General features: G+C 62.4%; 26 protein-coding genes. 7 read left to right on the top strand and 19 right to left on the bottom strand.

All coding sequences use genetic code 11. The annotated features are described in order from the left end of the window. Positions 1 to 101 precede the first annotated feature (101 nt). The gene (locus NEZ08_RS17215; RefSeq protein ID WP_298109298.1) at positions 102 to 884 is read left to right on the top strand and encodes an alpha/beta hydrolase; all 783 of its coding nucleotides are present in this window, start codon (positions 102 to 104) and stop codon (positions 882 to 884) included. A gap of 120 nt (positions 885 to 1,004) precedes the next feature. Here NEZ08_RS17215 and NEZ08_RS17210 read toward each other — a convergent pair whose 3' ends face one another. Next, positions 1,005 to 2,033 (bottom strand): trypsin-like peptidase domain-containing protein, encoded by a 1,029-nt coding sequence (locus tag NEZ08_RS17210; protein ID WP_298109295.1) that lies wholly within the window; start codon positions 2,031 to 2,033, stop codon positions 1,005 to 1,007. A 113-nt stretch (positions 2,034 to 2,146) separates the two neighbouring features. Here NEZ08_RS17210 and NEZ08_RS17205 point away from each other — a divergent pair, with 113 nt between their 5' ends. Continuing rightward, positions 2,147 to 3,082: a GNAT family N-acetyltransferase gene (locus NEZ08_RS17205; protein ID WP_298109293.1), complete on the top strand. Its 936-nt coding sequence runs from the start codon at positions 2,147 to 2,149 to the stop codon at positions 3,080 to 3,082. Between the two features lie 26 nt (positions 3,083 to 3,108). On the opposite strand, the gene NEZ08_RS17200 is transcribed toward NEZ08_RS17205, so the two are convergent. The 10 genes from NEZ08_RS17200 to NEZ08_RS17155 form a co-directional block, all read right to left on the bottom strand. Further along, entirely contained in the window at positions 3,109 to 3,813 is a 705-nt protein-coding gene (locus tag NEZ08_RS17200; RefSeq protein WP_298109290.1) for an ABC transporter ATP-binding protein, read from the bottom strand. Next, the gene (locus NEZ08_RS17195) at positions 3,806 to 4,561 is read right to left on the bottom strand and encodes an ABC transporter ATP-binding protein (protein WP_298109287.1); all 756 of its coding nucleotides are present in this window, start codon (positions 4,559 to 4,561) and stop codon (positions 3,806 to 3,808) included. The genes NEZ08_RS17200 and NEZ08_RS17195 overlap by 8 nt, the downstream gene beginning before the upstream one ends. 180 nt (positions 4,562 to 4,741) lie before the next feature. Then, positions 4,742 to 6,001, bottom strand: coding sequence for an ABC transporter substrate-binding protein (locus tag NEZ08_RS17190; protein WP_298109284.1), 1,260 nt, complete (start codon positions 5,999 to 6,001; stop codon positions 4,742 to 4,744). Positions 6,002 to 6,149: 148 nt separating this feature from the next. Next, the gene (locus NEZ08_RS17185; RefSeq protein WP_298109281.1) at positions 6,150 to 7,166 is read right to left on the bottom strand and encodes a branched-chain amino acid ABC transporter permease; all 1,017 of its coding nucleotides are present in this window, start codon (positions 7,164 to 7,166) and stop codon (positions 6,150 to 6,152) included. Continuing rightward, positions 7,163 to 8,020 carry a branched-chain amino acid ABC transporter permease gene (locus NEZ08_RS17180; RefSeq protein ID WP_298109278.1) on the bottom strand — a complete coding sequence of 286 codons (858 nt, stop codon included), beginning with the start codon at positions 8,018 to 8,020 and terminating at the stop codon, positions 7,163 to 7,165. Before NEZ08_RS17180 ends, NEZ08_RS17185 begins: the two co-directional genes overlap by 4 nt. A gap of 4 nt (positions 8,021 to 8,024) precedes the next feature. Next, positions 8,025 to 8,903, bottom strand: coding sequence for a polysaccharide deacetylase family protein (locus tag NEZ08_RS17175; protein ID WP_298109276.1), 879 nt, complete (start codon positions 8,901 to 8,903; stop codon positions 8,025 to 8,027). Between the two features lie 6 nt (positions 8,904 to 8,909). Further along, entirely contained in the window at positions 8,910 to 9,614 is a 705-nt protein-coding gene (locus NEZ08_RS17170; protein ID WP_298109274.1) for a fumarylacetoacetate hydrolase family protein, read from the bottom strand. After that, entirely contained in the window at positions 9,611 to 10,492 is an 882-nt protein-coding gene (locus NEZ08_RS17165) for a polysaccharide deacetylase family protein (RefSeq protein WP_298109271.1), read from the bottom strand. The genes NEZ08_RS17170 and NEZ08_RS17165 overlap by 4 nt, the downstream gene beginning before the upstream one ends. A gap of 35 nt (positions 10,493 to 10,527) precedes the next feature. Next, positions 10,528 to 11,190, bottom strand: coding sequence for a cysteine hydrolase (locus tag NEZ08_RS17160; RefSeq protein WP_298109268.1), 663 nt, complete (start codon positions 11,188 to 11,190; stop codon positions 10,528 to 10,530). A gap of 8 nt (positions 11,191 to 11,198) precedes the next feature. Further along, positions 11,199 to 12,431, bottom strand: coding sequence for a S9 family peptidase (locus NEZ08_RS17155; protein ID WP_298109265.1), 1,233 nt, complete (start codon positions 12,429 to 12,431; stop codon positions 11,199 to 11,201). 209 nt (positions 12,432 to 12,640) lie between these two features. Here NEZ08_RS17155 and NEZ08_RS17150 point away from each other — a divergent pair, with 209 nt between their 5' ends. From NEZ08_RS17150 to NEZ08_RS17130, 5 genes are all read left to right on the top strand, one after another. Then, the gene (locus NEZ08_RS17150; protein WP_298109263.1) at positions 12,641 to 13,396 is read left to right on the top strand and encodes a GntR family transcriptional regulator; all 756 of its coding nucleotides are present in this window, start codon (positions 12,641 to 12,643) and stop codon (positions 13,394 to 13,396) included. Between the two features lie 67 nt (positions 13,397 to 13,463). Further along, a complete protein-coding gene (gene htpG / locus NEZ08_RS17145; protein WP_298109260.1) occupies positions 13,464 to 15,329 on the top strand; it encodes a molecular chaperone HtpG in 1,866 nt (621 codons plus the stop codon). Between the two features lie 113 nt (positions 15,330 to 15,442). Continuing rightward, the gene (locus NEZ08_RS17140) at positions 15,443 to 16,330 is read left to right on the top strand and encodes a hypothetical protein (protein ID WP_298109257.1); all 888 of its coding nucleotides are present in this window, start codon (positions 15,443 to 15,445) and stop codon (positions 16,328 to 16,330) included. Between the two features lie 131 nt (positions 16,331 to 16,461). After that, positions 16,462 to 16,740 carry a hypothetical protein gene (locus NEZ08_RS17135; protein ID WP_298109254.1) on the top strand — a complete coding sequence of 93 codons (279 nt, stop codon included), beginning with the start codon at positions 16,462 to 16,464 and terminating at the stop codon, positions 16,738 to 16,740. 86 nt (positions 16,741 to 16,826) lie between these two features. Beyond that, positions 16,827 to 17,291 carry an A24 family peptidase gene (locus NEZ08_RS17130; RefSeq protein WP_298109251.1) on the top strand — a complete coding sequence of 155 codons (465 nt, stop codon included), beginning with the start codon at positions 16,827 to 16,829 and terminating at the stop codon, positions 17,289 to 17,291. Positions 17,292 to 17,298: 7 nt separating this feature from the next. On the opposite strand, the gene NEZ08_RS17125 is transcribed toward NEZ08_RS17130, so the two are convergent. The 8 genes from NEZ08_RS17125 to gspG are packed head-to-tail and all read right to left on the bottom strand — an operon-like array spanning position 17,299 to position 22,638. Next, entirely contained in the window at positions 17,299 to 17,964 is a 666-nt protein-coding gene (locus NEZ08_RS17125; RefSeq protein WP_298109248.1) for a hypothetical protein, read from the bottom strand. Continuing rightward, positions 17,961 to 18,509, bottom strand: a complete 549-nt coding sequence (gene gspM / locus NEZ08_RS17120; protein WP_298109245.1) for a type II secretion system protein GspM — start codon at positions 18,507 to 18,509, stop codon at positions 17,961 to 17,963. The genes NEZ08_RS17125 and gspM overlap by 4 nt, the downstream gene beginning before the upstream one ends. Further along, positions 18,506 to 19,582, bottom strand: coding sequence for a PilN domain-containing protein (locus NEZ08_RS17115; protein WP_298109243.1), 1,077 nt, complete (start codon positions 19,580 to 19,582; stop codon positions 18,506 to 18,508). The genes gspM and NEZ08_RS17115 overlap by 4 nt, the downstream gene beginning before the upstream one ends. Next, complete coding sequence (locus tag NEZ08_RS17110; protein ID WP_298109240.1) at positions 19,579 to 20,514, bottom strand: general secretion pathway protein GspK; 936 nt, start codon at positions 20,512 to 20,514, stop codon at positions 19,579 to 19,581. The genes NEZ08_RS17115 and NEZ08_RS17110 overlap by 4 nt, the downstream gene beginning before the upstream one ends. Further along, complete coding sequence (locus NEZ08_RS17105) at positions 20,511 to 21,311, bottom strand: type II secretion system protein (protein ID WP_298109237.1); 801 nt, start codon at positions 21,309 to 21,311, stop codon at positions 20,511 to 20,513. Before NEZ08_RS17105 ends, NEZ08_RS17110 begins: the two co-directional genes overlap by 4 nt. After that, the gene (locus NEZ08_RS17100) at positions 21,308 to 21,709 is read right to left on the bottom strand and encodes a prepilin-type N-terminal cleavage/methylation domain-containing protein (RefSeq protein WP_298109234.1); all 402 of its coding nucleotides are present in this window, start codon (positions 21,707 to 21,709) and stop codon (positions 21,308 to 21,310) included. Before NEZ08_RS17100 ends, NEZ08_RS17105 begins: the two co-directional genes overlap by 4 nt. Then, positions 21,696 to 22,157 carry a prepilin-type N-terminal cleavage/methylation domain-containing protein gene (locus tag NEZ08_RS17095; RefSeq protein WP_298109231.1) on the bottom strand — a complete coding sequence of 154 codons (462 nt, stop codon included), beginning with the start codon at positions 22,155 to 22,157 and terminating at the stop codon, positions 21,696 to 21,698. Before NEZ08_RS17095 ends, NEZ08_RS17100 begins: the two co-directional genes overlap by 14 nt. Continuing rightward, positions 22,150 to 22,638, bottom strand: a complete 489-nt coding sequence (gene gspG, locus NEZ08_RS17090; protein ID WP_298109228.1) for a type II secretion system major pseudopilin GspG — start codon at positions 22,636 to 22,638, stop codon at positions 22,150 to 22,152. The genes NEZ08_RS17095 and gspG overlap by 8 nt, the downstream gene beginning before the upstream one ends. Between the last annotated feature and the right edge of the window lie 9 nt (positions 22,639 to 22,647).

Here is a 22,647-nt window from a genome sequence, read left to right as displayed (position 1 = left end):
ACACTGGATTGGTAACTTTGTTAGAGCTCCTTTGATTTCGAAGTTCGCATCAGAGGAGTGCCGCAACAGCTTGCGAACATCGGAATCGGAGCTCTGGTACCATGCAGCTTTCCGTCAACGGCGTTGAAGCCTTCGTCGCAACCGGCGGCAAGTCGTTCGACAAATCCTTGCCGGCGGTGGTGCTGCTGCACGGCGCGGGCTTCGATCACGCGACCTGGGCCTTGCATAGCCGCTGGTTCGCGCATCATGGTTTTTCGGTGCTGGCGCCGGACCTGCCGGGCCACGGGCACTCTTCCGGCAAACCGCTGCCGACCATCGCCGACATGGCGGACTGGACCGCTGCCCTGCTCGACGCGGCCGGCGCAGCGAAAGCAAGATTGATCGGACATTCCATGGGCTCGCTGATCGCGGTCGAGACCGCGGCACGGCATCCCGACAAGGTCTCAGGCCTCAGCTTGATCGGGACAGCCGCTGTCATGACGGTCGGTCCGGATTTGCTCAAGGCCGCCGAAGCAAACGACGTCGCAGCGATCGATATGGTTTCGATCTGGGGATTGGGCTTCAAAGCCGAACTCGGCGGCAGCCTCGCTCCCGGTCTCTGGATGCACCAGGGCGCGCAGCGGACCTTGCAGAAATGTGCGCCCGGTGTGCTCTACAACGACCTGGCGGCCTGCAACGCCTACCAGAACGCGCTGGCCACCGCGGCGCAGATCGAGGTGCCCACGACCGTGATCGTCGGCGAGCGCGACATGATGACCCCGGCGAAAGCCGGCAAGGCGCTCGCCGCCGCAATCCCGAATGCCCGCACCATCGTGCTAGCCGGCGCCGGCCACATGATGATGGTCGAGCAGCCGGATGAGCTCTTGGCGGCGCTGCAGTCGTAGTTGCGCGTCAGCCGGAGGATAGACGCGTAAGCGCCGTCTCGAAGGATGAGGCACCAGCATTGGCCTCATGGCGCGAGACGTGCTTGCTCAGCTCAGCTCCTTACCGTGACGAGCTGACACTTACTTCCCCGCGGTCTTCCGCTCGACCGGGTGAATGTCGATCTCACGCAGCCGTCCGAGCCGTAATACATCCATCTTCAGCGTGCGGCCGATCCGGTCGCGATCGAGCACGCGGATCAAATCATCGACGCCGTTGATGGCGACGCCGTCGAGCCCGATCACGACATCGCCTGGCAAAAGCCCTGCGCGCGAGGCGGGACCGTTCGGCTCGATCTGCGCCAGCAGCGCGCCCATCTTATTGTCGACGCCGGCGATCACGGCATGCCGCCGTGGCACCGGCGCGGTCTGGCCGGACACGCCGATATAGGCGCGGCGGACGTAGCCATGACGGATTATTTCCGACAGTACGAATTGCGCGGTGTTGCTTGCGACGGCAAAGCAGATGCCTTGCGCGCCGGAGATGATCGCGGTGTTGATGCCGATCACCTCGCCGGCCGACGACACTAGCGGGCCGCCGGAATTGCCGGGATTGAGCGCCGCATCGGTCTGGATCACGTCCTCGATGGTGCGGCCGCTCACCGAGCGGATCGAGCGGCCGAGCGCCGACACCACGCCGGCGGTGACCGTCGATTCAAAACCGAGCGGGTTTCCGATGGCGACGACCAATTGTCCGTGGCGCAGGTGACGCGAATTGCCGAGCGAGGCGTAGTGCAGATCGCGCGCGCCATCGGCCCGCAAGAGCGCCAGATCAGTGTCGGGATCGACACCGAGCACGCGGGCATCGGTGACGACGCCCTCGATATCCCGCAAGCGGATCTGCCGGGATGATCCGACCACATGGCTGTTGGTCAGAACGAGGCCGTCCGGCGAAATCACGATTCCCGAGCCGAGGCCGCCCGGTCCGCGACCTCCGGGGGTGTGAGCACCGGTTTCGACACGGACGACCGCGGGCCCGACACGTTCGGTGACGCCGATCACGGCGTTGGAATAGGCATCCAGCAGGGACTGATCGCTGTCGGACGTTGCGGCGGGCGCAGCGTCGACATCGAGGCTGCCCGCGCTATCGCTATATTGTGTAAAATCCAGCATGACTAAATCCTTTGGGCCGCTCAGATGGGTGTTGCAGGCCGCCCTCGCAAGGGTTGGATTTTGGGCTATGGTGACCGGGCTCGCGATTCACCTGCGCTGCTGGGCAGATTTTGATGATCACCGTTTCGGAAGAGCGCGCTGTCGATTTTGAAAGCACGGCGCAGATTGCGACCGAGGCTTTTGGATCAAAGCACGTCAAATTCTACCCGCAGCGGATGAAGTGGCTCTACGAGCGTGGCTTCGGCCGAGGCAGTTCGGTCGTCGCAGCCTTCGACGGCGACAAGAAAGTCGGGCAGATCGTTCTGCTTCACCAGAAGGTCAATCTGAACGGCGAGCCCGTGGTGGCGACCCAGCTGATCGACCTCTTCATCCTGCGAGCCTACCGTTCGCCGACGCTGGTTCGCCGTCTCTACAAGGAAGCCGAACGGCTTTGTGAGGCCAACAGGGTTCGCGTCATTCTCGGTTTGCCAAACCCGGTTTCTGCCCCACTGAACGCCCGTTTCATGAGGGTGCACCCCTTCCTCTCGCTGCCGACGCGCATCGGCGTCAGCATTGGTTGGCCGCGCCGCACTCGTTTGCAGTTTTCAGCACGGGTCAAAACAATGCCGAGAGACGAGGTGATCGAACGGTTGTCGGCCTTTGCAACGCCACCCGGCGAGAACGGGTTGAGCTGGGACACCGCGACGCTGTTCGAGCGCATCAGCGATCCGACTTGCGAGTACGCGGTCCATGCAACAGATAACCTGCTGCTCGTCTCCTCTTCCCGCCGGACGCGCGGCATCAGCCACGCACTGCTCTGCGGATTTTTCGCACGTCCGGAGGCGGCGGTCGACTCTCGAGATATCCGCACCCTGGTCCGCGCGGCCTGCCGTCTCTGGAAACATCCCCTCTTTATCTATGCCGGCCTCAACAGAAGGCTGCCATATCTGCCTGGACTTGCGCTGTCCGCACGACTGCGGCCGCCCATCCTTGTACAGTTTCGCGATACAGCCTGCGAAGCCGATCCGACGTTTGACCGCTTTCAGTTGATCGATTCGGATTACGTGTAGCGCTGGCTGCTGCGCGCGCCAGCCTCCTACTGCACCCCAAGGCGGGCGAACAACACATCGGTCTGCCGTGCCAGCGCGGTCGCATCGGCCTGATGCACGACCTGCCCCGTCTCCAGCACATAGACGCGGTCGGCGACCGCGAGCGCGCTGTAGAGATTCTGTTCGACCAGGAGGATCGACATCCCTTCGCGCTTGAGATCGCGCACGATCCCTTCGAGATGCTGCACCATGACCGGTGCGAGCCCTTCGGAAGGCTCGTCCATCAGGATCAGTTCGGGATCGATCATCAGCGCGCGACCGACGGCGAGCATGCCGCGCTCGCCGCCCGACAGTTGCCCGCCGCGGTGGTGACGCCGCTCGGCCAATCGCGGAAAAAGTCCGAAAACGCGCTCGAGCGTCCAGCCTGACCTGGCGCGCGTCCCCTTCAGCATGGTCAGGTGCTCGGTCACTGTCAGCGACGGAAACAGCCGTCGCCCCTGCGGTACGATGGCGATCTTGCGCGAGGCGATGTCATGCGGTCGCAGGCCGGCCAGGTTTTCGCCCCGCCAGGTGATCGTGCCGGAGCGGATCTGCGGCGGCGTCAGTCCCATAATGGAGCGGATCAGCGTCGTCTTGCCCATGCCGTTGCGGCCTAGTACGGCGACGATCTCCCCTGGCGCAACGTCGAGCGAGACTCCGCGCAGAACCTGCGCTTCGCCATAGCCGCTGTGCAGGTTGCGAACCTCAAGCATGGCGCGGCCGCCCCAGATAGACTTCCTGCACCTTCTTGTTGCGCCTGATCTCGTCCGGCGCCTCCTCGACCAGCACGCGGCCCTCGAACATGCAGGTGACGCGATCGACGAGGCCGAGCGCGAGGTCCATGTCGTGCTCGATCAGCACCACGGTGATGTCCCGCCCCAACGAGCGGATGATTTCAGCGACCATCGACCGTTCCGAAGGCGAGAGGCCGGCGGCGGGTTCGTCCAGCAACAGCAGCCGCGGCGAGGTGACAAGCGACAGTGCGATCTCGAGCTGACGCTGCTCGCCGTAAGACAAATCGTTCACCGTCACGTCGGCACGGCCGGCGATCCGCACTGCCTCCAGCGCGTTATCGATCTGCGCTCTCTCGGCGGCGTCAGGATCCGGCTTGCCGAACAGCGAATATTTGCGCGGCGACCGCCCGCGTAACGCCAGCACCATGTTGTCGCGCACGCTAAGACGCGGAAACAGATTGGTGATCTGGAACGTGCGCGACACGCCGAGCCGCGCGCGCCGGTGCGACGGCAGGCAGGTGATATCGTGACCATCGAACGCGATCTTGCCCGCGGTCGGCGGCAGCACGCCGGCAATCGTGTTGAACAGCGTGGTCTTGCCGGCGCCGTTGGGACCGATAATGGCGCGACGCTGCCCCCTCGGCACCGTGAGGCTGACGCCGTCGACGGCTCGAAGCGCATCGAACGCCACGACGACGTCGGACAACGAGAGGATCGGTTCGGACACTCGTACCTACTTTCCGAATTTCGTGCTCAACCTCAGCCCCGACCTTTCACGAATTTCGGAAAGTCGCGGGTACCGGCAAATGATGGTGGTACCGCTTTCGATCTGACGTCCCTTATCGGCGGCGGTACCATGATTTCCGTTTACGAAAGATGCGGATCGTTCCGCGCCCCAATGCTGTGATCAGGCCTTCTTGATGCCCTGGAACGTGCGCGAATAAGGCGGCTGCTTCATGTAGGTCTCGGGATCGTACTTCCAGAACTGCGAGACGCCGGGATAGCTGGTAACCGGCACGTTCCAGTATTTGCCGTCGGCGCGCTTCACCGTCTTGCGGATCTGCACGTCGTAAATCGGGTTGCCGTAGGCATCCAGCTTGACCGTCTTGCCGAGCGGCGAGCCGACCAACTCGGTCTTGAGCACGGCATCGATGAAGGCGTCGCGGTCCTCGACCTTGCCGCCGATCTTTTCCAGCGCCTGCGCGACCCACATGATCCCGGAATACATCGAGAAGCCGTAGAGCGATGGGATCTTGCCGTACTTGGCTTCGTACTCCTTGACGAATTTCCGAGTGACCGGATTGTCCGACCCCTCCGCGAAATGAGCGGCGGAGACGATACCATCGCATTCCTCGCCGAGCGTGCGGATCACCGACTGATCGGTAGCATTCATCGATCCCAGGAGCGGTGTTTTTCCCTTCAGGCCGAAGCTTGCATATTGCTGGATGAAGCGCGTTGCATCTGCGCCGGTTTCCATCGCGAAGATCGCATCGACCTTCAGGTCGGCGAGCTGGCCGAGATAGGGACTGAAGTCGGCCGTGTTGAGCGGGTGCCAGAACTGCTGGACGATCTGGCCGCCGCCTTCGGTGAAAACCTGGGCGAGACCGCCGCATTGCTCGTGGCCGAAGGTGTAATCCTGGCTGATGGTCGCTATCTTCTTATAGCCCTGTTTCAGGCACCAATCACCGAAGGGATGAGTGAAGGCGCTGGCGGAATAGCCGGCGACGCGGATCACGTTCCTGATACGATGTCGCTGCGTCAGGTCGTCGGCAGCAATGATCGGAATGAAATACGGCGTGCCCGTCCCCTTCACGTAGTTGGCAACCGCAAGCCCGGTATTGGCAAGCAGGTCGCCGATCAGCATCTGGCAATTGCCCTGCTCGACCAGACGCCGCGCCTTCTGCAACGCAGTATCGGGATTGGAGGCATCGTCCTCAATCACAAGTTCGACCTTGCGGCCGGCTATCTGGTAGTTCACCGACTCAAGATAAAATTGCACCCCCTCGACCATCTCCTTGCCGCCGGAGGCGACGACGCCGGTGAGCGGCGTGAGAAGACCGATCTTGATCGGACCAGTCTGCGCGCGCACCCGCCGCCACGGCATCGCGGCGGCACCGGCAACAGCGGCAAGGGCAGTCGAACTTTTAAGAAATTGCCTGCGGTCCATTTCAATGTCCCCTTTCGCAAAGATCACGTGTTCCCATAGCGTTCCTTAACCGATCGGCCGCGCGCCGGTGTGGCGGTTCAGGATTCCGAGTCGCTTGTGCAGCGGTCTGTGCGGGACTTCTGAACCTGGGCCACACCAAATCAGCAAGTCAGCTGGTGTCCTTATTCCCAAGCTCGAAACGTGGCTCCGCGATATGCGGCGAACTTCGGAATCGGAACACTAGAATGGCGCGCAGCATGCCGATGATGCCATCCGGCGCAAAGATCATGATCACGATGAAGGTCAAACCCAAAACGGTCTGCCAGCGTTCGGTATAGGCGCTAACGACGTTCTCCAGCGCGATGATGGCTGCAGCGCCGACGAAGCCACCGAACAGCGTGCCGACGCCGCCAGCGATCATCATCAGGACGCCCTCGACAGACTGCTGCAGTGCCACCGTTGAGGGGCTGACGAAGTTGTTGAAAAGCGCATAGAGCGCGCCGGCAACGCCGGCGAAGAAGCCGGAGACGGCAAAGCCGATAAACAGATGCAAGGGGACGTTATAGCCAAGGCTTTTCATGCGGCTTTCACTGTCGCGAATGCCGAGCAGCGTAAGGCCGAAGGGCGAACGGACGAAGCGCCACATTGCGTAACTCACGAGCGTCGTGGCCGCGAGCACCGCCCAGTAAAAGGCGCGGTGCCCCACCAGAAACGCCGGCCGCACGTCGCCGCGCAGCCCGTTCTCGCCGCCCGTCACCTGGGTCCACCGCAGGCAGATGCCCCAGACGATCATGCCGAGCGCCAGCGTCAGCAGCAGGAAATAGACGCCGGAAGTACGCACCGCGAGGAGCGCGAAGACCACTGCAACGAGCGTGGCCGCGATTACGCCGAGCAGGATCGCGGCTGCCGGCGACAGACCCGCCTGCGCGGAAGCATAGACCACGACATAGCCGGAGACGCCGAAGATCGCGCCATGACCAAGCGAAGTGCGTCCGGCAAAGCCGGAGAGAATGTCGATTGACATCGCGAGCACGCCGAAGATCAGGATCTCGGTCGCCAGTTCGATCCGGTAATTGGAGAGCAGAAGCGGCAGCGCCGCCGCAATCACGAGCACCACGAGGACGGCGACGGCCGCGCGGCTGGTCATGCCGGCGATCTTCATCGGCGCTGATCCGGGGTTGCTCATGCGGCGGTCGCTTTTCCAAACAGTCCAAGAGGGCGGAACGCAAGCAGCAGCGCCATCGGCCCGAAGATCACGAAGTACGCAAGCTCGGGAAACATCACCTGCCCGAGTGTGTTGAGAAGCCCGACGAGCAAGCTGCCGACGCCGACGCCAACGAGACTTCCCCGCCCGCCTATGATGACGATGGCGAGGCTGAACACCAGGATCTCGGCGTCCGCCGACGGATAAAGCGACAGGAACGCGCCGCCCATCAGTCCGCCGAGACCTGCCAGGGCCGAGCCGAGCAGGAAGGTAACAAGAAACACGCGGCGAATGTTGACGCCGGAGGCTTCCACCATCTCGGCATCGTCGACCCCGGCGCGGATCAGCGCGCCGAGCCTAGTGTGGTTCAACAGGAGCCACAGGCCGGCGAAGACCACAACGCCTGTCGCGAGCACAAAGAGGCGATAGGTCGGATAATAGACGCCGAACACCCGCATGCCGCCCTTCAGCATCTGCGGGATCGGCACGGTGAAGCTGTCGCCGCCCCAGATGACCAGCGCCATGTCGTCCAGCACAAAGGCGAAACCCAGCGTCAGGAGCACTTGGCGCAGTTCGTTGTCGCCGACGAAACGCAACAGCCCCTGGTCCAGTACGAGGCCGATCGCCGCAATCGCGGCCATCGCACCGAGACCACCGAGCGCGAAGCTGCCGGTTCTGGTCGCGATGGCAAAGCCGATATAGCCGCCGAGCAGATAGAGCGCGCCATGGGCGAGATTGACGATGCGCAACAGCCCGAAAATCAATGTAAAACCGCTAGCGACAACAAACAGCAGCGCCGCATAGGTCAATCCATTGAGAAGCTGGAATGCGCTCATTCTCTTAGGGCGCCTTCGGTCCCGTCTTGAGATACCAGTCGAAAATCTGTTCACCGGTCATGAAGGCGACATCCGGCTTTTGCCGGATCACTTCAAAGATGCGGCGGAAATACTTGGCACGGTGCGGCGCCCCCATGATGTAGGGATGGATCACCAGCGCCATGACGCGCGCGGAATCGGCGGCGTCCTCGTAGATCTGCCCGAACTGATCGAGCGCGCGATCGCAATATTCGGAAGCCTTGTGATGCTGGATCAGCATCATGGCGACGTCGTTGCACTCCTGTGTATAGGGAATATTGACGATCGGCGTCGTCGTGGTCTTCAGCCACACCGGCTGATCGTCGAGCACCCAGTCGGCGACGTAGTCATAGCCCTCCTGCTTCAGGAGATCGGGCGTTTCCCAGGTCTCGGTGAGGCCTGGGCCAAGCCAGCCGCGCGGACGTTTTCCCGTAGCCTTCTCGATGACGTCGGCCGTCTTGCGGATATCCTCGCGCTCGTTCTCGACCTTCTGCATGTTGCGCTGGGTGAAGCCGTGGCCCATGAATTCCCAGTTGCGCTTCTTCGCAGCCTCAACGATCGCAGGGTACGCCGCGATCGCCGAGCCGTTGATAGCGAGCGCCGCCGGTAACTTGAAATCGTCGAAAGTCTTGAGCAGACGCCAGAAGCCGACCCGATTGCCATATTCGTGCCAGGCCCAGTTCGGGATGTCGGGTGACGGCGATCCGCCGGCCGGCGGCGTCAGCACGGTGCGCGGCATCGGCAGCTTCGCATCCCACTCCTCGATATTGACGATCACCCAGACTGCCATGCGCTTGCCGTCCGGCAGTTGCAGCGGCGCGCGTTCTGATATCGGCGAATAGGAGATGCGTTCGGTCGGCAGCATGGCTGATTACTCAGATGGTGTGATGGTAAGCGTAAGTGGCGGCAATCCGTCGATATGGGCGGAGATCACGTCGCCCGGCATGACGGGCCCGACGCCGGAGGGCGTGCCGGTATAGATCAGGTCGCCCGCTTCGAGCCGGACCTGTTTGGACAATTGCGCGATCACCTCGGGAACGCTCCAGATCATCTGGCCGATATTGCCCCGCTGGCGCTCCACACCGTTGACGGCAAGTGTGATCGTGCAATCGCGGAAATTCGCGGGCTCGGCTACCTGCGCGATCGGACCGCATGGTGCCGACGCATCAAAGCTCTTGCCGACCTCCCATGGCAGGCGCATGTCGCGGGCGTCGCGTTGGCGGTCGCGCCGGGTGAGATCGATGCCGACGGCATAACCCCAGATCAGGCCGTTAGCCTGTTCGACGGCGATATCACGGCCGCCCTTGCCGATGGCGACAACCAGTTCGACCTCGAACTGAAAATCCGATGTGAACGGCGGATAAGGAACATGCGCGCCATCCTGCACGATCGCATCTCTGGGCTTCTGAAAGAAGAACGGCGGATCGCGCTCGTCGGCTTCCTTCATTTCGCGGATGTGGTCCAGATAGTTGCGGCCGACGCAGTAGATGCGGCGAACCGGAAACGCACCGCCGCCAGCGACCGCAACCACGGTCGGCGCAACCGTCGGCAATGGGTGAGAAACCTGCGCGCTCATTTCTTCTGGCCCAGATACCAGTCGAGGATTTGTTCGCCATTCCAGTGCACCACGCCCGGATGACTGTTCACATAGTCGTAAATCTGTTCGAGATATTTGATCCGGAACGGCTGGCCGGAAATGTAGGGGTGGATCGCGATGGACATGATTTTCGGCCGCTCCTTGCTTTCGGCGTAGAGGCGATCGAAGCTGTCGATGGTGCGGCGGAGCAGGTGATCGCTGTCATGGTGCTGCACCAGCATCATCGGAATGTCGTTCAGTTCGACCGTGTAAGGCAGCGTGACCAAGGGGCCCTTATCGGTGCGGATCACCGTCGGCTCGTCGTCATAGACCCAGTCACCGATATATTTGACGCCGGCTTCGGCGAGATTTTCCGGGGTTTCCAGCGTCTCCGTCAGGCCGGGACCAAGCCAGCCGACCGGCCGTTTGCCGGTGAATTTCTCAATGACCGACATCGAGCGCGCGATCATCGCCTTCTGGTCGGTCTCTTTGTGGATCGGCCCTTGCTCGTAGGCGTGGCCCATGAATTCCCAGCCGGCATCCCTGGCCTGCTGTGCCACGCGCGGATAGTCCTCGCAGACGCGCGCGTTGATCGAGAGCGTCGGCGCGATGCCAAGCTTCTTGTAGAGATCAAAGAACCGCCACACGCCGACCCGCATGCCGTATTCGTGCCAGCTCCAGTTCGGCACGTCCGGCAGCAAGGGCACGCCGGTCGGAGCCGGCAGCACCTGCCGCGCCATCGGCTTGGAAATGTCCCAGACCTCGAGATTGACGATGGTCCAGACGATCATGCGCGCTCCGTCCGGCAATTTCAGCGGCGGACGATCGACGATCGCGGAATATTCGCAGCGTTCACGCGGAAGCATGGGAGCAGTCATAGCGGGCACTCTCTGATTTCAAGAAACTACGATCATCATGCGGCGCTGGATTTGCGAGGCGCAAGCCCATCCAGCGCCATCACTTCGTCCGTGTCCATCACAAAGCCGAACGCGGTGCGGATGCATTCGAGTCCGGCTTTGTGCAGTTCCGGCCCGTCCATGCTGTCGACGCAGTCCTCGACGACGATGACGGAATAGTCACGCACATTCGCGGCCGTCGTGGTCGCGAGCACGCAGGAATTGGTGTTCACGCCGGTGATCAGGAGCGTATTGATCCCGTGCGAACGCAGCAGGAAATCGAGGTCGGTGCCGAGGAAGCAATCGTAGCGCTTCTTGGTGTTGACGATGAAATCCCGCGTGTCCAAGAGTTGCGGCATCACGGTGCACCCCGGGCCGCCGATGATGTTGTGCCGCATCGCGTTCTTGCGCGTCGAGTTCGGGTCCTCGGCGCGGGTGCGCCAGAATGGATTGACGCGGATTTCATCGACGTCGCGATACGACGTCACCTGGTGGATGACCGGAATGCCGACGCTGCGGCACCAGTCGAACAGCCGCTTGTTGGCGGCGATCACGCGCGCCGCGACATCAGGCGTCGTCGGCATGGTCGCCACCGCCATGTCGAGATGGCCGCGATGCAGGTCGATGGCGACAACCGCGGCCTTGGGATGATCGACGCCGAGATTGATGGCTGGCTTCATGACTCGCCTCATACAAGCGGATTGATGGAGGTCTTCAACAGCGCGCGCTGATCGATGCCGAAGCGATCGGCGAGCCAGTCCGCCAATACTTCCTGGCCGATGGTCGGATTGTCGTGCTGGCAATGTTCGGCGCCGGTCTCCTCGGGATCGAGGATGCGCAAGGTCGCATCGACGCCGTGCGCCTTGGCGTAATCGTAGGTGCTGCGCGCCGCCGTCACGGTCAGGACATCGTGACCGCCATGCAGCACCAGATATGGACATTTCATGTGTTCGAGATGCCCCTGAAGCGTGAACGGCTTCATCAGCTCATGGGCTTCGCGCATCGACTTGGCCCCGAACACCCATCTGATGTGCATCGCGAGTCCGAAATCGTCGTCCTTGGAGCCCCACATGTCATGCACCGACCAGATCGCACCATGCGAGATCGCTGCCGCGAGGCGATGCTCATAGCAGGCCGCACGTGCGGCATAATATCCGCCCATGCTGGAGCCGCACACCGCAATCCGCGCCCTGTCGACGTCATCGCGCTGTTCCAGCCAATCAATGCATTTGCCGATCGGCACTTCACTGTCGTGCCGCGTATGGATCTTGTGTCGCCGCAGCGTCCCGCCCTGCCCTGGCCCGTCGATCATCAGAACGGAAATGCCGCGTTGCAGGCAGCCGTGCGCCTGCATGAACCACATCTCGTCCTTGATCGAATCCAGTCCGCCCATGCAGATCAGCACCGGCAGCCTCTCTCCCGGAAACGGCGCGCGGATGAAATAGCCGCAGATCGGCTTGCCAGGCTCATAGGGAATATCAACCACCTCGCCCGGCGGGTTGAGATAGGATATGAACTTGTGCGAGCACGCCTCCATCTTCGCGAACGTCGGGAGCCGCCGTGCGTCATCCGGCTCGAGATGAAATTCGGCCTGACGGTAATAATCCGCTGCGCGCAAAAAACAGTTCATCGCAGTGCGGATATGGCCGGCGGCTTCTTCAGCGAGACCGCGCTTCCAGTTGCGGTCGGCGATCCGCATCCATTCGGCATGCCAGCTTTCGAGATCGCCGGGAATCATGCGCGATCCGGCCTGCATGATCTCGCTGATGGCGCCGCCGCCTTCCTGGCTTTCGCCAAGGCCACGGCGGAATTGATAGGATGTCCAAGGATGTTCGGGCCAGTGATGCCAGCCGAACGGCTCGTAATGCGGAGTGCGGTCCGCGGTGATCAGTTCGATGGCGTTTTCGCTGATCTCGGCCATGCTGTGCGCCATAGACGATACCACCCCTGGTTCTTTGTTGACGCCATGGTTCGACAAAGCCGGAAACGAGTCAATAGCAATTACATACACTTCGACGAAGCTGGCTTAGCTTAGGACAAAACACGAGCGAATAACTGCTGGATTTTCGGTCAAACCGCCTGTTAGATTGCACAAACTGTGTACACTTCATGGAGCAGCATCTCTCCGAGATGACCGAATTGATCGACCAGACGATTGAAGGCACGGCGGGTGGCATGCGCGCCGGCAACCGTTCGCTTTCGGTGATGGATCAGATCCGCGAGGCCATTCTTGGCGGCGCGGTTGGCGCCGGCGCGCGGCTCAACGAGGTCCAGCTCTCGAAAACCCTGTCCGTGTCGCGCACCCCGGTGCGTGCGGCGTTGCAGGCGCTGGCCGGCGAAGGCCTGCTCGACTACGCGCCGAACCGCGGCTTCACCGTTCGCGAGTTTCCGCTGCCCGCCATCGTCGATGCCTATGACATCCGCGCCGCACTGGAGGGCGTCGCCGTCCGCTTTGCCGCCGAGCGCGGGCTTGCCACGAAAGAGCGCGATATCATCGAGCGCGCGCTGGCCGCCGGGGACAAGCTGCTGGAGCGCGGCTCGTTCGAGGCCGGAGATCTCACCCTCTATCGCGACATCAACGGCGACTTTCATGACGCGCTGCTGGCTGCAGCCGGCAACCGCATGCTGAGCGAAATGATCCGGATATGCCATCACGTACCGGTCTCATCGACCCGCAACATCGTGGTGTTCGAATATCATGACGTCCGTCGCCGGCATGACGACCATCACCGCATTTTCCAGGCAGTCGTCGGGCGCGAGCCTTGGCGGGCTGAAATGCTGATGCGCGAGCATGTCGCGAGCATCAAGACCTCGCTGGTGGGGCATTTGAGCGAGCGCAAGACCTATCCCGCCGCCGAATTTCAGACGGCCGGCGAGAGCCCGTAGCGCTTGATCTTGAATCGCGGCCCGCTATATCGGGGTTTTCCGCAAGAAAGCCATGCGAGCCGAGATCATGACGACTGCCGACCCGACCGTCGAAACCAAGGCGTTCCAGGCCGAGGTTTCCGAACTCCTGAACCTGATGGTGCATTCGGTTTATTCGGAAACCGACATTTTTCTGCGCGAGCTCATTTCAAATGCATCGGACGCCTGCGACAAGCTGCGCTATGAGGCGATCGCGAACCCTGCCCTGATCGGTGACGGCGAGCAGCCGAAAATCCGCATCGTCCCGGACAAGAACGCAAATACGCTGGCCATTGCCGACAGCGGCATCGGCATGGACCGGCAGGAATTGATCGACAATCTCGGCACCATCGCCCGTTCCGGCACCAAGTCCTTTGTGTCGCGGCTGAAGGACGCCAAGGACGGCAGCGGCCTGATCGGCCAGTTCGGCGTCGGTTTTTATTCCGCTTTCATGGTGGCCGAACGCATTGTCGTCACCAGCCGCCGCGCCGGCGCAGAGGAAGCCTGGACCTGGTCCTCTGCCGGGGGTGCCGGCTTTGAGATCGCTCCGGTCGAGCCCGATGCAAAGGCGCCCCAGCGCGGCACCAACATCGTGCTGCATTTGAAAAAGGAAGCAGCCAAATATCTCGAGGCTTACGAGATCGAGCGCATCGTCCGCGCCTATTCGGACAATATCCAGTTTCCAATCGAACTGGTCGACGACAAGGGCGAGGCAAAGCAGATCAACTCGGCCAGCGCGCTTTGGCAACGGCCGAAATCCGAGCTCAAGCCGGAAGATTACAAGGAAGCCTACAAGTCGATCGCCGGCGCCTTCGACGAACCGGCGATGACGCTGCATTACCGCGCCGAAGGACGCTATTCCTACGCCGTTCTTTTGTTCGCGCCGTCCACCAAGCCGTTCGATCTGTTCGATCCTGCGCGCAAGGGCCGGGTGAAGCTGTATGTACGCCGCGTCTTCATCACCGATGATGCCGATCTCCTGCCGGCTTATCTGCGCTTCATCCGCGGCGTCATCGACAGCGAAGATCTGCCGCTGAACCTGTCGCGCGAGATGTTGCAGAACAATCCGCAGCTCGCGCAAATTCGCAAGGCCGTCACAGGACGCGTCATCGGCGAGCTGGAGACGCTCAGCCAGAAGCAACCGGAAGAATTCGCCAAGGTCTGGGATGCTTTCGGCTCCGTCATCAAGGAAGGAATCTACGAAGACTTCGAGCGCCGCGAAAAGCTGCTCGCATTATCACGCTTCACGACGACGGCAGGCGACAACCGCACGCTGAAGCAATATGTCGCCGACCTCAAGCCGAACCAGACCGAGATCTATTTCCTCGCCGGTGACAGCATCGAACGGCTGAAGAGCAACCCCAAGTTGGAATCGGCGACCGCGCGCGGCATCGAAGTGCTGCTTTTGACCGATCCGGTCGATGCGTTCTGGACCGCCGCCCCGCTTGATTTCGAAGGCAAGCCGCTGAAGTCGCTGAGTCAGGGCGATGTCGATTTCTCCATGATCCCGCTCACCGACGACAGCAAAAAGGATGAGACCAAGTCCGAAGCCGACGAGGCCAACATCATCGCCGCTATCAAATTGAACCTCGGCGATCGTGTTTCCGACGTCCGCGCCTCGCAGCGCCTGACATCGAGCGCGTCATGCCTGGTCGCCGGCAGTAACGGTCCCGACCGCGAGTTGGAGCGTTTGCTGGCGCGGCAAAACCGTGGGCTCGGCGCAAAACCCATTCTCGAGATCAACCTTCGTCATCCGATGGTCGCAGCCATTCCAGCAGCCGGCGATAACGCCGCCGATCTCTCGTTTCTGCTTCTGGAACAGGCGCAGATTCTGGACGGTGAACTGCCGGACGACCCGGCCGCGTTCGCCAGCCGTCTCAATCGGCTGGTGGTGAGCGGTCTTTCGAAGGGATGAAAATCGCGCGCGATCTTTGACGGCGTGAAAAACTTCTCGGCGACGGCAAACGTTGGCGCGATATGCAGCGCTGTTCTATGATCGCGCATACTCCATCTTTCGGGATCGCCGCCATGCAACACAAATTCGATCGCGCCGCTGAGGACCTCGGCAACTCGATCCATCTCGAGCATGTCAACGTGCAGGTGCCGGACCAGCGCCTGGCCGCGCTGTTCTACGTGTCCGGCCTCGGGCTGACGCGCGATCCCTACCTGATGACGTCCGACGACAACATGTGGATCAATGTCGGCCGCAGCCAGTTTCACCTGCCGACCGGAGAAGCGCAGGTGCTGCGCGGACATACCGGTCTGGTCATTTCCAACCGCAAGGCGCTGCTTGATCGGCTGGCCTCGGTCGCTCCCAGGCTTGCCGGCACGAAGTTTTCTTTTCAGGAACATAACGGCTATGTCGAGGCGACCTGCCCATGGGGCAACCGCCTGCGCTGCTATGAGCCGGACGCCGACCGCTTCGGGCGCATCACGCTGGGCATTCCCTATGTCGAGTTCGACGTGCCCGTCGGCCATGCCAGGGGCATTGCCGCGTTTTATCCGAATGTCATGGGAATGCCGGCGCACTTCAAGGATGGCGAAGCCAACATCACCTCGGTGCAGGTCGGCAAGAACCAGACCATGCTGTTCCGCGAGACTGACCGGCCAGTCGCCGATTATGACGGTCATCACGTGCAGATCTACATCACGAACTTTTCGGGTCCGCATCGCGCGCTCGCCGAGCGCAAGCTGATCTTCAGCGAAGACAACCCCTATCAATACCGCTTCCGCGACATCGTCGATCTCGCCAGCGGCAAGTGCCTCTTCACCATCGAGCACGAGGTGCGCAGTGCTACGCACCCGATGTTCCTGCGGCCGCTCGTCAACCGCAATCCGGCACAGACCAACCGTACCTTTGCCGAAGGCCATGACCAGTGGCTCTGGGCGATGGGACCGAACCAGTACGACGGCTAGGCCGCAAAAGCGGCCGGGGCTCCAAAAATCAGTCGCTCCATTCGCTTCTTTTGAGGACTACGGCGCGGACGTTTAGCTTTCCGTAAGCATGTCGTGCGACTTTACCGCGGTTAGTTGCGTTGGAGTAAACAGTGACCGAGTTCGACGAACTGCGCCAGCTCGCGGCCCAGACCCGCCATTTCATTAATTCTTCCGGCGACGAGGCCCTGGCATTGAGAGCCATCGTTCATGCGCACGATGTCGTGCTGGGCATCTTTCCTGCCAGCGACGGACTCGGGTTGCACGTCATCAAGGGCGACGCGATCCTGCGACAGATCGCTGATCACGGCGTCCATGTTGACTACAGCCACACCGCCATCGCGCTTCAGACCCGGGAGCAAGCGGTCACACTGCAAAGGCTGCTGAACTGAGGTTTGCGCGAGATAGCAGGCCGCGCGCGTTGTTCTTTCCTGCAACTCTCTGCTAGAGGTGTCCCATCACCCTGATCGGGACACCGATGGCCAACCTGCTGCCGTTTGGATTGCTGTGCATCCTCTGCGCCGCCATCGCCTGGATCGATCTCCGCGACGGCATCATTCCCGACTGGCTGAACCTGGCGGTTGCCACGCTTGGCCTGTTCCGGATCATGATAACCGGCGATCTCACCGCTGCATTCGAGGCACTCGGCGAAGGCATTGTCATTGGCGGCATTTTCTGGCTCATGCGGCGGCTTTATTTTGCTTATCGGGGAATCCAGGGACTGGGGCTCGGCGACGTCAAGTTTCTCGCTGCGGCGGGGATCTGGGCCGGCATCCCAGGCATTCCAATGGTCTTGCTGATCGGAACCGTAACGGCACTCGCCTGTGCCGGCGTGATGCAGCTTTCAGGTCGCGCCCTGACCGGTCAGACCTCGCTCTCGTTCGGGCCGTTTCTGGCCGGCGGACTCGTTGTGACCGCCGCCTTTCAGCAACTCGGCTTCTGACCGATCCCTAATGCCGGCCGGGGCGGCGCACGTTGACCGGCACCAGCCCGGTGTCTGGCAGGACTGCCGGCTCCTCACGAACGGCGACGGAAGGGTGTGAAAGGCCAGGCTGCGGCAGGGCCACAACAAAGCTCTGCTGATCTTTCTGAAAGGCGACCTCCCGGCCCTTGACCGATTGCAGCGTCCAGCCGTGAAACTCCTCACCTATTCTTAAGCGAAGCACCGCCTTGGTAGCCTGGTCGACAAAAATCCCGAACTTGTCGTCGTCGCCGGCGATGGTGCCGACCAGGGAAAGCTGTGGCCGCTCCGGCTCCTTCTTCGGTGGCGCAACCACCTTCGCCACCGTCTGAGCTGATGGAGGTGGCGCCGGCGGCCGGCGCGACGGCAGAAAGATCGGACGCTCGCGCGTGACGGAGAACTGTTTGACTGGCATCGCCCAGAGCGGATTGGCGCTGAGGGGGCGGTCGCCGGCCAGAACCGGCCTGGCCGGCGGAATCGTGACCTCCACGACAGAACTCGTCGGCTCGCTCCAGTTCGAAGGTGCCGAACCGCTTGGCCTTGCCCCATCCGTCTGGTCGTCGAACGGATCGGAAATCGCCGAGGTGGCGGACGCAGCAGCGCAGAACGGCAGAGCGAGCACCGCAATCCGGATGAAATAGATTCGCACCGTCATTTTACACCTTGCCACTGCCCGGAGACGCCGAGCAGGAGCCGCAGCTTGCTCTCGCCGGCGGTGGCCACCTGAATATCGAGCTGGTCGATGAACAAGAACGGCATGCCGGCTTCGAGATCGTAAAGCAGCGACTGCAGCGCCGACTGGTCCAGCTCGCAATTCGCAACCATGCTGACGAAGCCGGCCTTGGCGTGCGGCCCCTGCACGTCGAGCTGCGACGACAACACGTTGCCGCCGGCTTTTGTGACCGCGGTCGCGACGCGTTGCAGCAGCGCCGCACCGGCGATGGTCACCGTCGCGCCTTCGAGAAAAGCCGATCCCGAGGGCATCCCGGCATCGGCCGCTCGCCCGGCCGCGGGAGCCTTGCGGCCCTCGAGCTGCTCCAGCATCGCTGCCGTTGCCGCTACGGATGAGCGTTGGCCAAGGATGGCGGCGATGGAGCTGACGGTTACCGCCAACAGCAGGATCAGCAGCGCGGCATAGGCTGTTGCCGCCACGATAGGCGAGTTTACAAGCGATTTTCGCAAGTCAGCGACGAGGTTCATATGGTCGATCCGAATGACGGCGTAATGCGGGCCTCGATGTGGAATTGCTCGCCCGGCTCGTTCGGCGCACGCGTCGTCGGCGCGAAAAACGTCGCGCGGGCGAACTGCGGCGATTTCTCAAGCAATCGGATGAGTGACGGCGCATCCTGCGTCATGCCAACCACCTGTACCTTGTCGCCATCGATCCGCAGCTCGGTGACATAGGTGCGGTCCGGCAAAGCCCTGGACAGCGCTTCCAGCACGACGATGCTGGAAGGGCTGGTCTGTTTGCGCTTCGCGAGCAGACCCAGCGCCGAACTTCCGTCAGAACCAAGGCGCAGTGCCGTACGTCGCTGCGAAATGCGGCCCATCAATTGCTGCTGCTCGCTGTCGAGGCTATCGCCGACATAGGTGGCGACCAGAAGCGCGACTGCGGCCGCCGCGCCGGTCGCCAGCAGGGCCATGCGCAGGATGCGGGGCGTGTCGAACCGGCGGCCGGTTGCGCTGCCCAGCGGCCGGTCGAAGACCTTGATGTTTGCAGATGCATGGCTCGCGTCCGAAGCGGCTGCAAAGGCTGCAAGCGACTGCGCACCGAGGTTGGTTGCGAGTTGCAGCAGCGGTTCGACTTCCTGTTTCGAGGTCGCCGCCAATATCAGCTCAATTCGCTCCTGCCCGTGCGCCGACGGCTCGCTCCAGCCGAACACGGCCTCGTCAGCCGGCCAGGGCGTCAGACGGTCGATCTGGCTGCGGATCATGCCGTCGAGGAACTCCTGCGCTTGCTTCGGAAAATCGAGCGGCCGCAGCAGAACTTGCGCCGGTGCGAGCACGGCTTCGATCCGGCTGCCGCGGAAAGCCGCCTGCCAATCTGCAGGCAGCGATGGGCTCGGCCGTCCGTCGGCGAGCCGAAACGAAACCTCCGGCAATGCTGGACCGTTCGGCGCCGAGTTCAATTTCGCTGTCAGAACGCCCGCGCCGTTCCCGCTGAGGAGGATCGTCGGGCGCCGCATATATCGGCCGACGGCGAGTTCTATCGCTTCGCTCACCGCCGCGATCCACTCGTCGAACAGGCTTTTTGCTTCCGATATGATCGTCATCGCGTGCCTGCCTGCTTGAGGGAGCCGGCTCCGGTCTCCGCCTGATCCTGCCAAAACAACACGTTGTAGGGGTCCTTGGCCTTATCCCTGCCCAGTGAGATCACCGCCTCGGTCGAGGTGCGACGGCCGTTGTCGAAGCGGAGCGCTGTAACCACCCGATAAGCCTTGGCTTCCGGCAAGGTCGCTGCGGCTTTGGCTGGACCGAGCGCCGCGGCGATCGCCTTCGGATCTCGCGGCAATGACGATCGCTGCTTGAGGAAGTCGTTGAGTGCTTCCGGCGTCATGCCCGGCAGCGCCGCGACGACTTCAGACGGAGCGAGCAAGACATCGACATCGGCCGAGTTGCTGTAGACCGTCACAAAGGGCAAAACCCGCTCGACCATGGCCGGCGAGATGCCGAGCACGAGGCTGAGCTCGTTGACATGGGCGAACGGCGCCTGCCTCGGCGAATAGGCGAGACCCGACGCCAGATAGAGCGCTTCCTCATCGTTGGCCGCGTTGGGTCTGGCCTGCGTCCGCCAGCCGATGATGCGGTCGGCGATATCGGCCGCCGCCTTTGGTTCCGCGCCGAGCACCTCGAACAGGCTACCGAGCAGCTCCTTCGAGGCCTTGTTGAGATCGACCCGCGCCGCTTCCGACGTAAAGGTGACGACCGCTTGGGCGTCGTCCATTCGGAAACGGAATGAGCCCTGCGCCGCGCGCTCCTTATCATCCGAACGCAGCAACTGATACGCCGTCAGCTCCAGGCTGGCCGACTCCAGCGCCTCGCTCTGAACGCTGATATCGGTCGCGCCGAGCGCGCGGGCGGAATTTGACAGATAGATCGAGAAGATCGCCGCAAGCGCCGACAGTGCCGCCAGAATCCAGAGCACTGCGACGATGACAAAGCCGCGCTCTGAGGACTGCACTCTCGGCGTAAGGACGCGTCTCATGAGCGATTGCCCTGCGCCACGGCTGGGGGGCCGGACTGCTGTGAGTTGCCTTGCGCATTGGCCGGCGCGCCGCCGGTGTCATCACACTCGCCGACCTGTGATGGCTCGTTTTGTTGTTGTCCGTTCTGCTGCTGCCCGCTCGGCTGCGGCTGCTCGCAGCCGCCTTGCGCCGGCGATTGCACGTGAATGGACGCGACGGTCGAGATCGTGAGAACGCGGCCGCTCGAGGCGTCTTCCACAGTCAGCCTGACCTTGGCCGGCAGCTTTGGCGAGCCTTGCCAACTGCCCTTCCATGCCCGGTCCTCGCCCGCATAGGCAAACGACAGCCGATACGGCGCGCGCAACAGCACGACTGGCTCGCGGAAATGCAGTTGATTGGAAAGCGACGTCCCGTCGGGCAGCGGGTGAAACGGCATGCGCGAACGAACCGTCGCAAGCCCCGCTCTGTCGGTGGCTTCTCCGAAATGCACCACATCGAGCCCGGGACCAGCGTTGGGACCAAGCGCCGTGCGCACAAAGGTGACCGAGCGCTCCGTTCCGGCAAACAGCGGTTGCTTGCCGCCGCCGCTGACCGGCACGCTTTGCGCCGCGGCCAGATCATCGGCAATCCGTTGCAAGGCGATGCCGATCAGTTCGCTGCGCTGAATCCGATCAAGGCCGCGATTCCAGTTCGGAAGCCATTGCGCGGTGAGGTTGGCGAGCGCCGACAGCACGAGACCCATTAAGGCCAGCGCCACCAGGGTTTCGATCAGCGTGAATCCGCTCTCGCTCGTTCGCTGCGTGGCCGGTGTGCTCATGGCTTCTGCTGCCCATGCACCAGGCGCACCGTCCTCACGTCCATCACCGCGCCGGACGGCGCGCGCACCTGAATTCTCACGAGGGCCGGAATCCATGCGGCTTTGTCACCGGCTGCACTCCACTCGCCCGCCATCGGGCCGACCTCGACCCGCCACTGTTCGCCGTTGGTCTTGCCCGACAACGTACCGAAGCCGATCTCGGCAGGCGGCGGCACTTCCGTCGCCATCACCGAACGCGCGGTCTGCATCAGGGTGACATGCTGTTCCAGCGTGCGAACCCCGCGCACGTTCGTCGACATCACCGAGCCGATCGCCATGATCGATACGGCAACGACCGCCAGCGCGATCAGCGCCTCGATAAGGGTAAAGCCGGCATCGCGGCGGTCAGTTGGCGGCATTGCGCGAAACAATTTCGATCCTTCCGGTCAGCCAATTGACGCGAATTTCGTAACCGGCATCCTCTCGCATCAGGGCGACGGCGCCGCCGCAGGACATCCCCGAAGCGAAAAACCGAATCGTCGACAGCGCCTCGCGCTGGTTGCAGGTGCGCGGCAGAAGAGCCTCGAAGCGGACGTCATCGGGAATGCGGACCATGTCCGCGCCGGCGCCCGACCGGATCACGCGGCCGCCGGTATCGACCAACGTGGCCACGCCCGTACCGCGCCGGATCGCGGCGTTGCGATCTTCCTTCAGAAGCGCCGCCGTCTGCAGCACATAGCCCTGCAAGCGCGAGCGCGTGGTATGGCGCGGAAAAACCGGCAGCAGGACAGCTGCCATCATGGCGATGAGCGCCAGCACGCATACCATTTCAAGCAGCGTGAAACCGTGCTCCGACGGCCTATTCATTTTTGGCACTGACCAGGTTTTCGGTTGAAATGTCGGCGGCGATTCCGCTGCCGCCCTCCTGGCCGTCCGAACCGTAGGAGATGATCTCATAGGGGCCGCGCTCGCCCGGCGAACGGTAAATATAAGGATGTTTCCAGGGATCGTTCGGCAGGTTTCCACCCTTCAGATAGGGCCCGTTCCAGGCCGAAACGCCCGATGTCCGCTGCACCAGCGCGGCGAGACCTTCCGAAGTCGACGGATAGCGGCCGGCATCGAGATAGAACAGGTCAAGCGCGCTCGAAAAGCTCTGCAGCTGAATCCGCGCTGCCTTGACCTTGGACTCGTTGAGATAGTTGAGAACGCGCGGGCCGATCAGGCCCATGATCAGGCCGATGATAGTGATGACCACCAGCATCTCAACCAGGGTGAATCCGGCCTCGCCTTCCCTCCGCCGGAGTTCGCGCTTCTTGTCCGCAAAACCAATGCAAACGCCTCTGAGCATCTGATGCAA

The organism is Bradyrhizobium sp. (genome assembly GCF_027451485.1).
Lineage (GTDB): Bacteria > Pseudomonadota > Alphaproteobacteria > Rhizobiales > Xanthobacteraceae > Bradyrhizobium.
The sequence above is the reverse complement of the archived record's forward strand: the minus strand, read 5'-3'. Positions and strand labels throughout refer to the sequence as shown.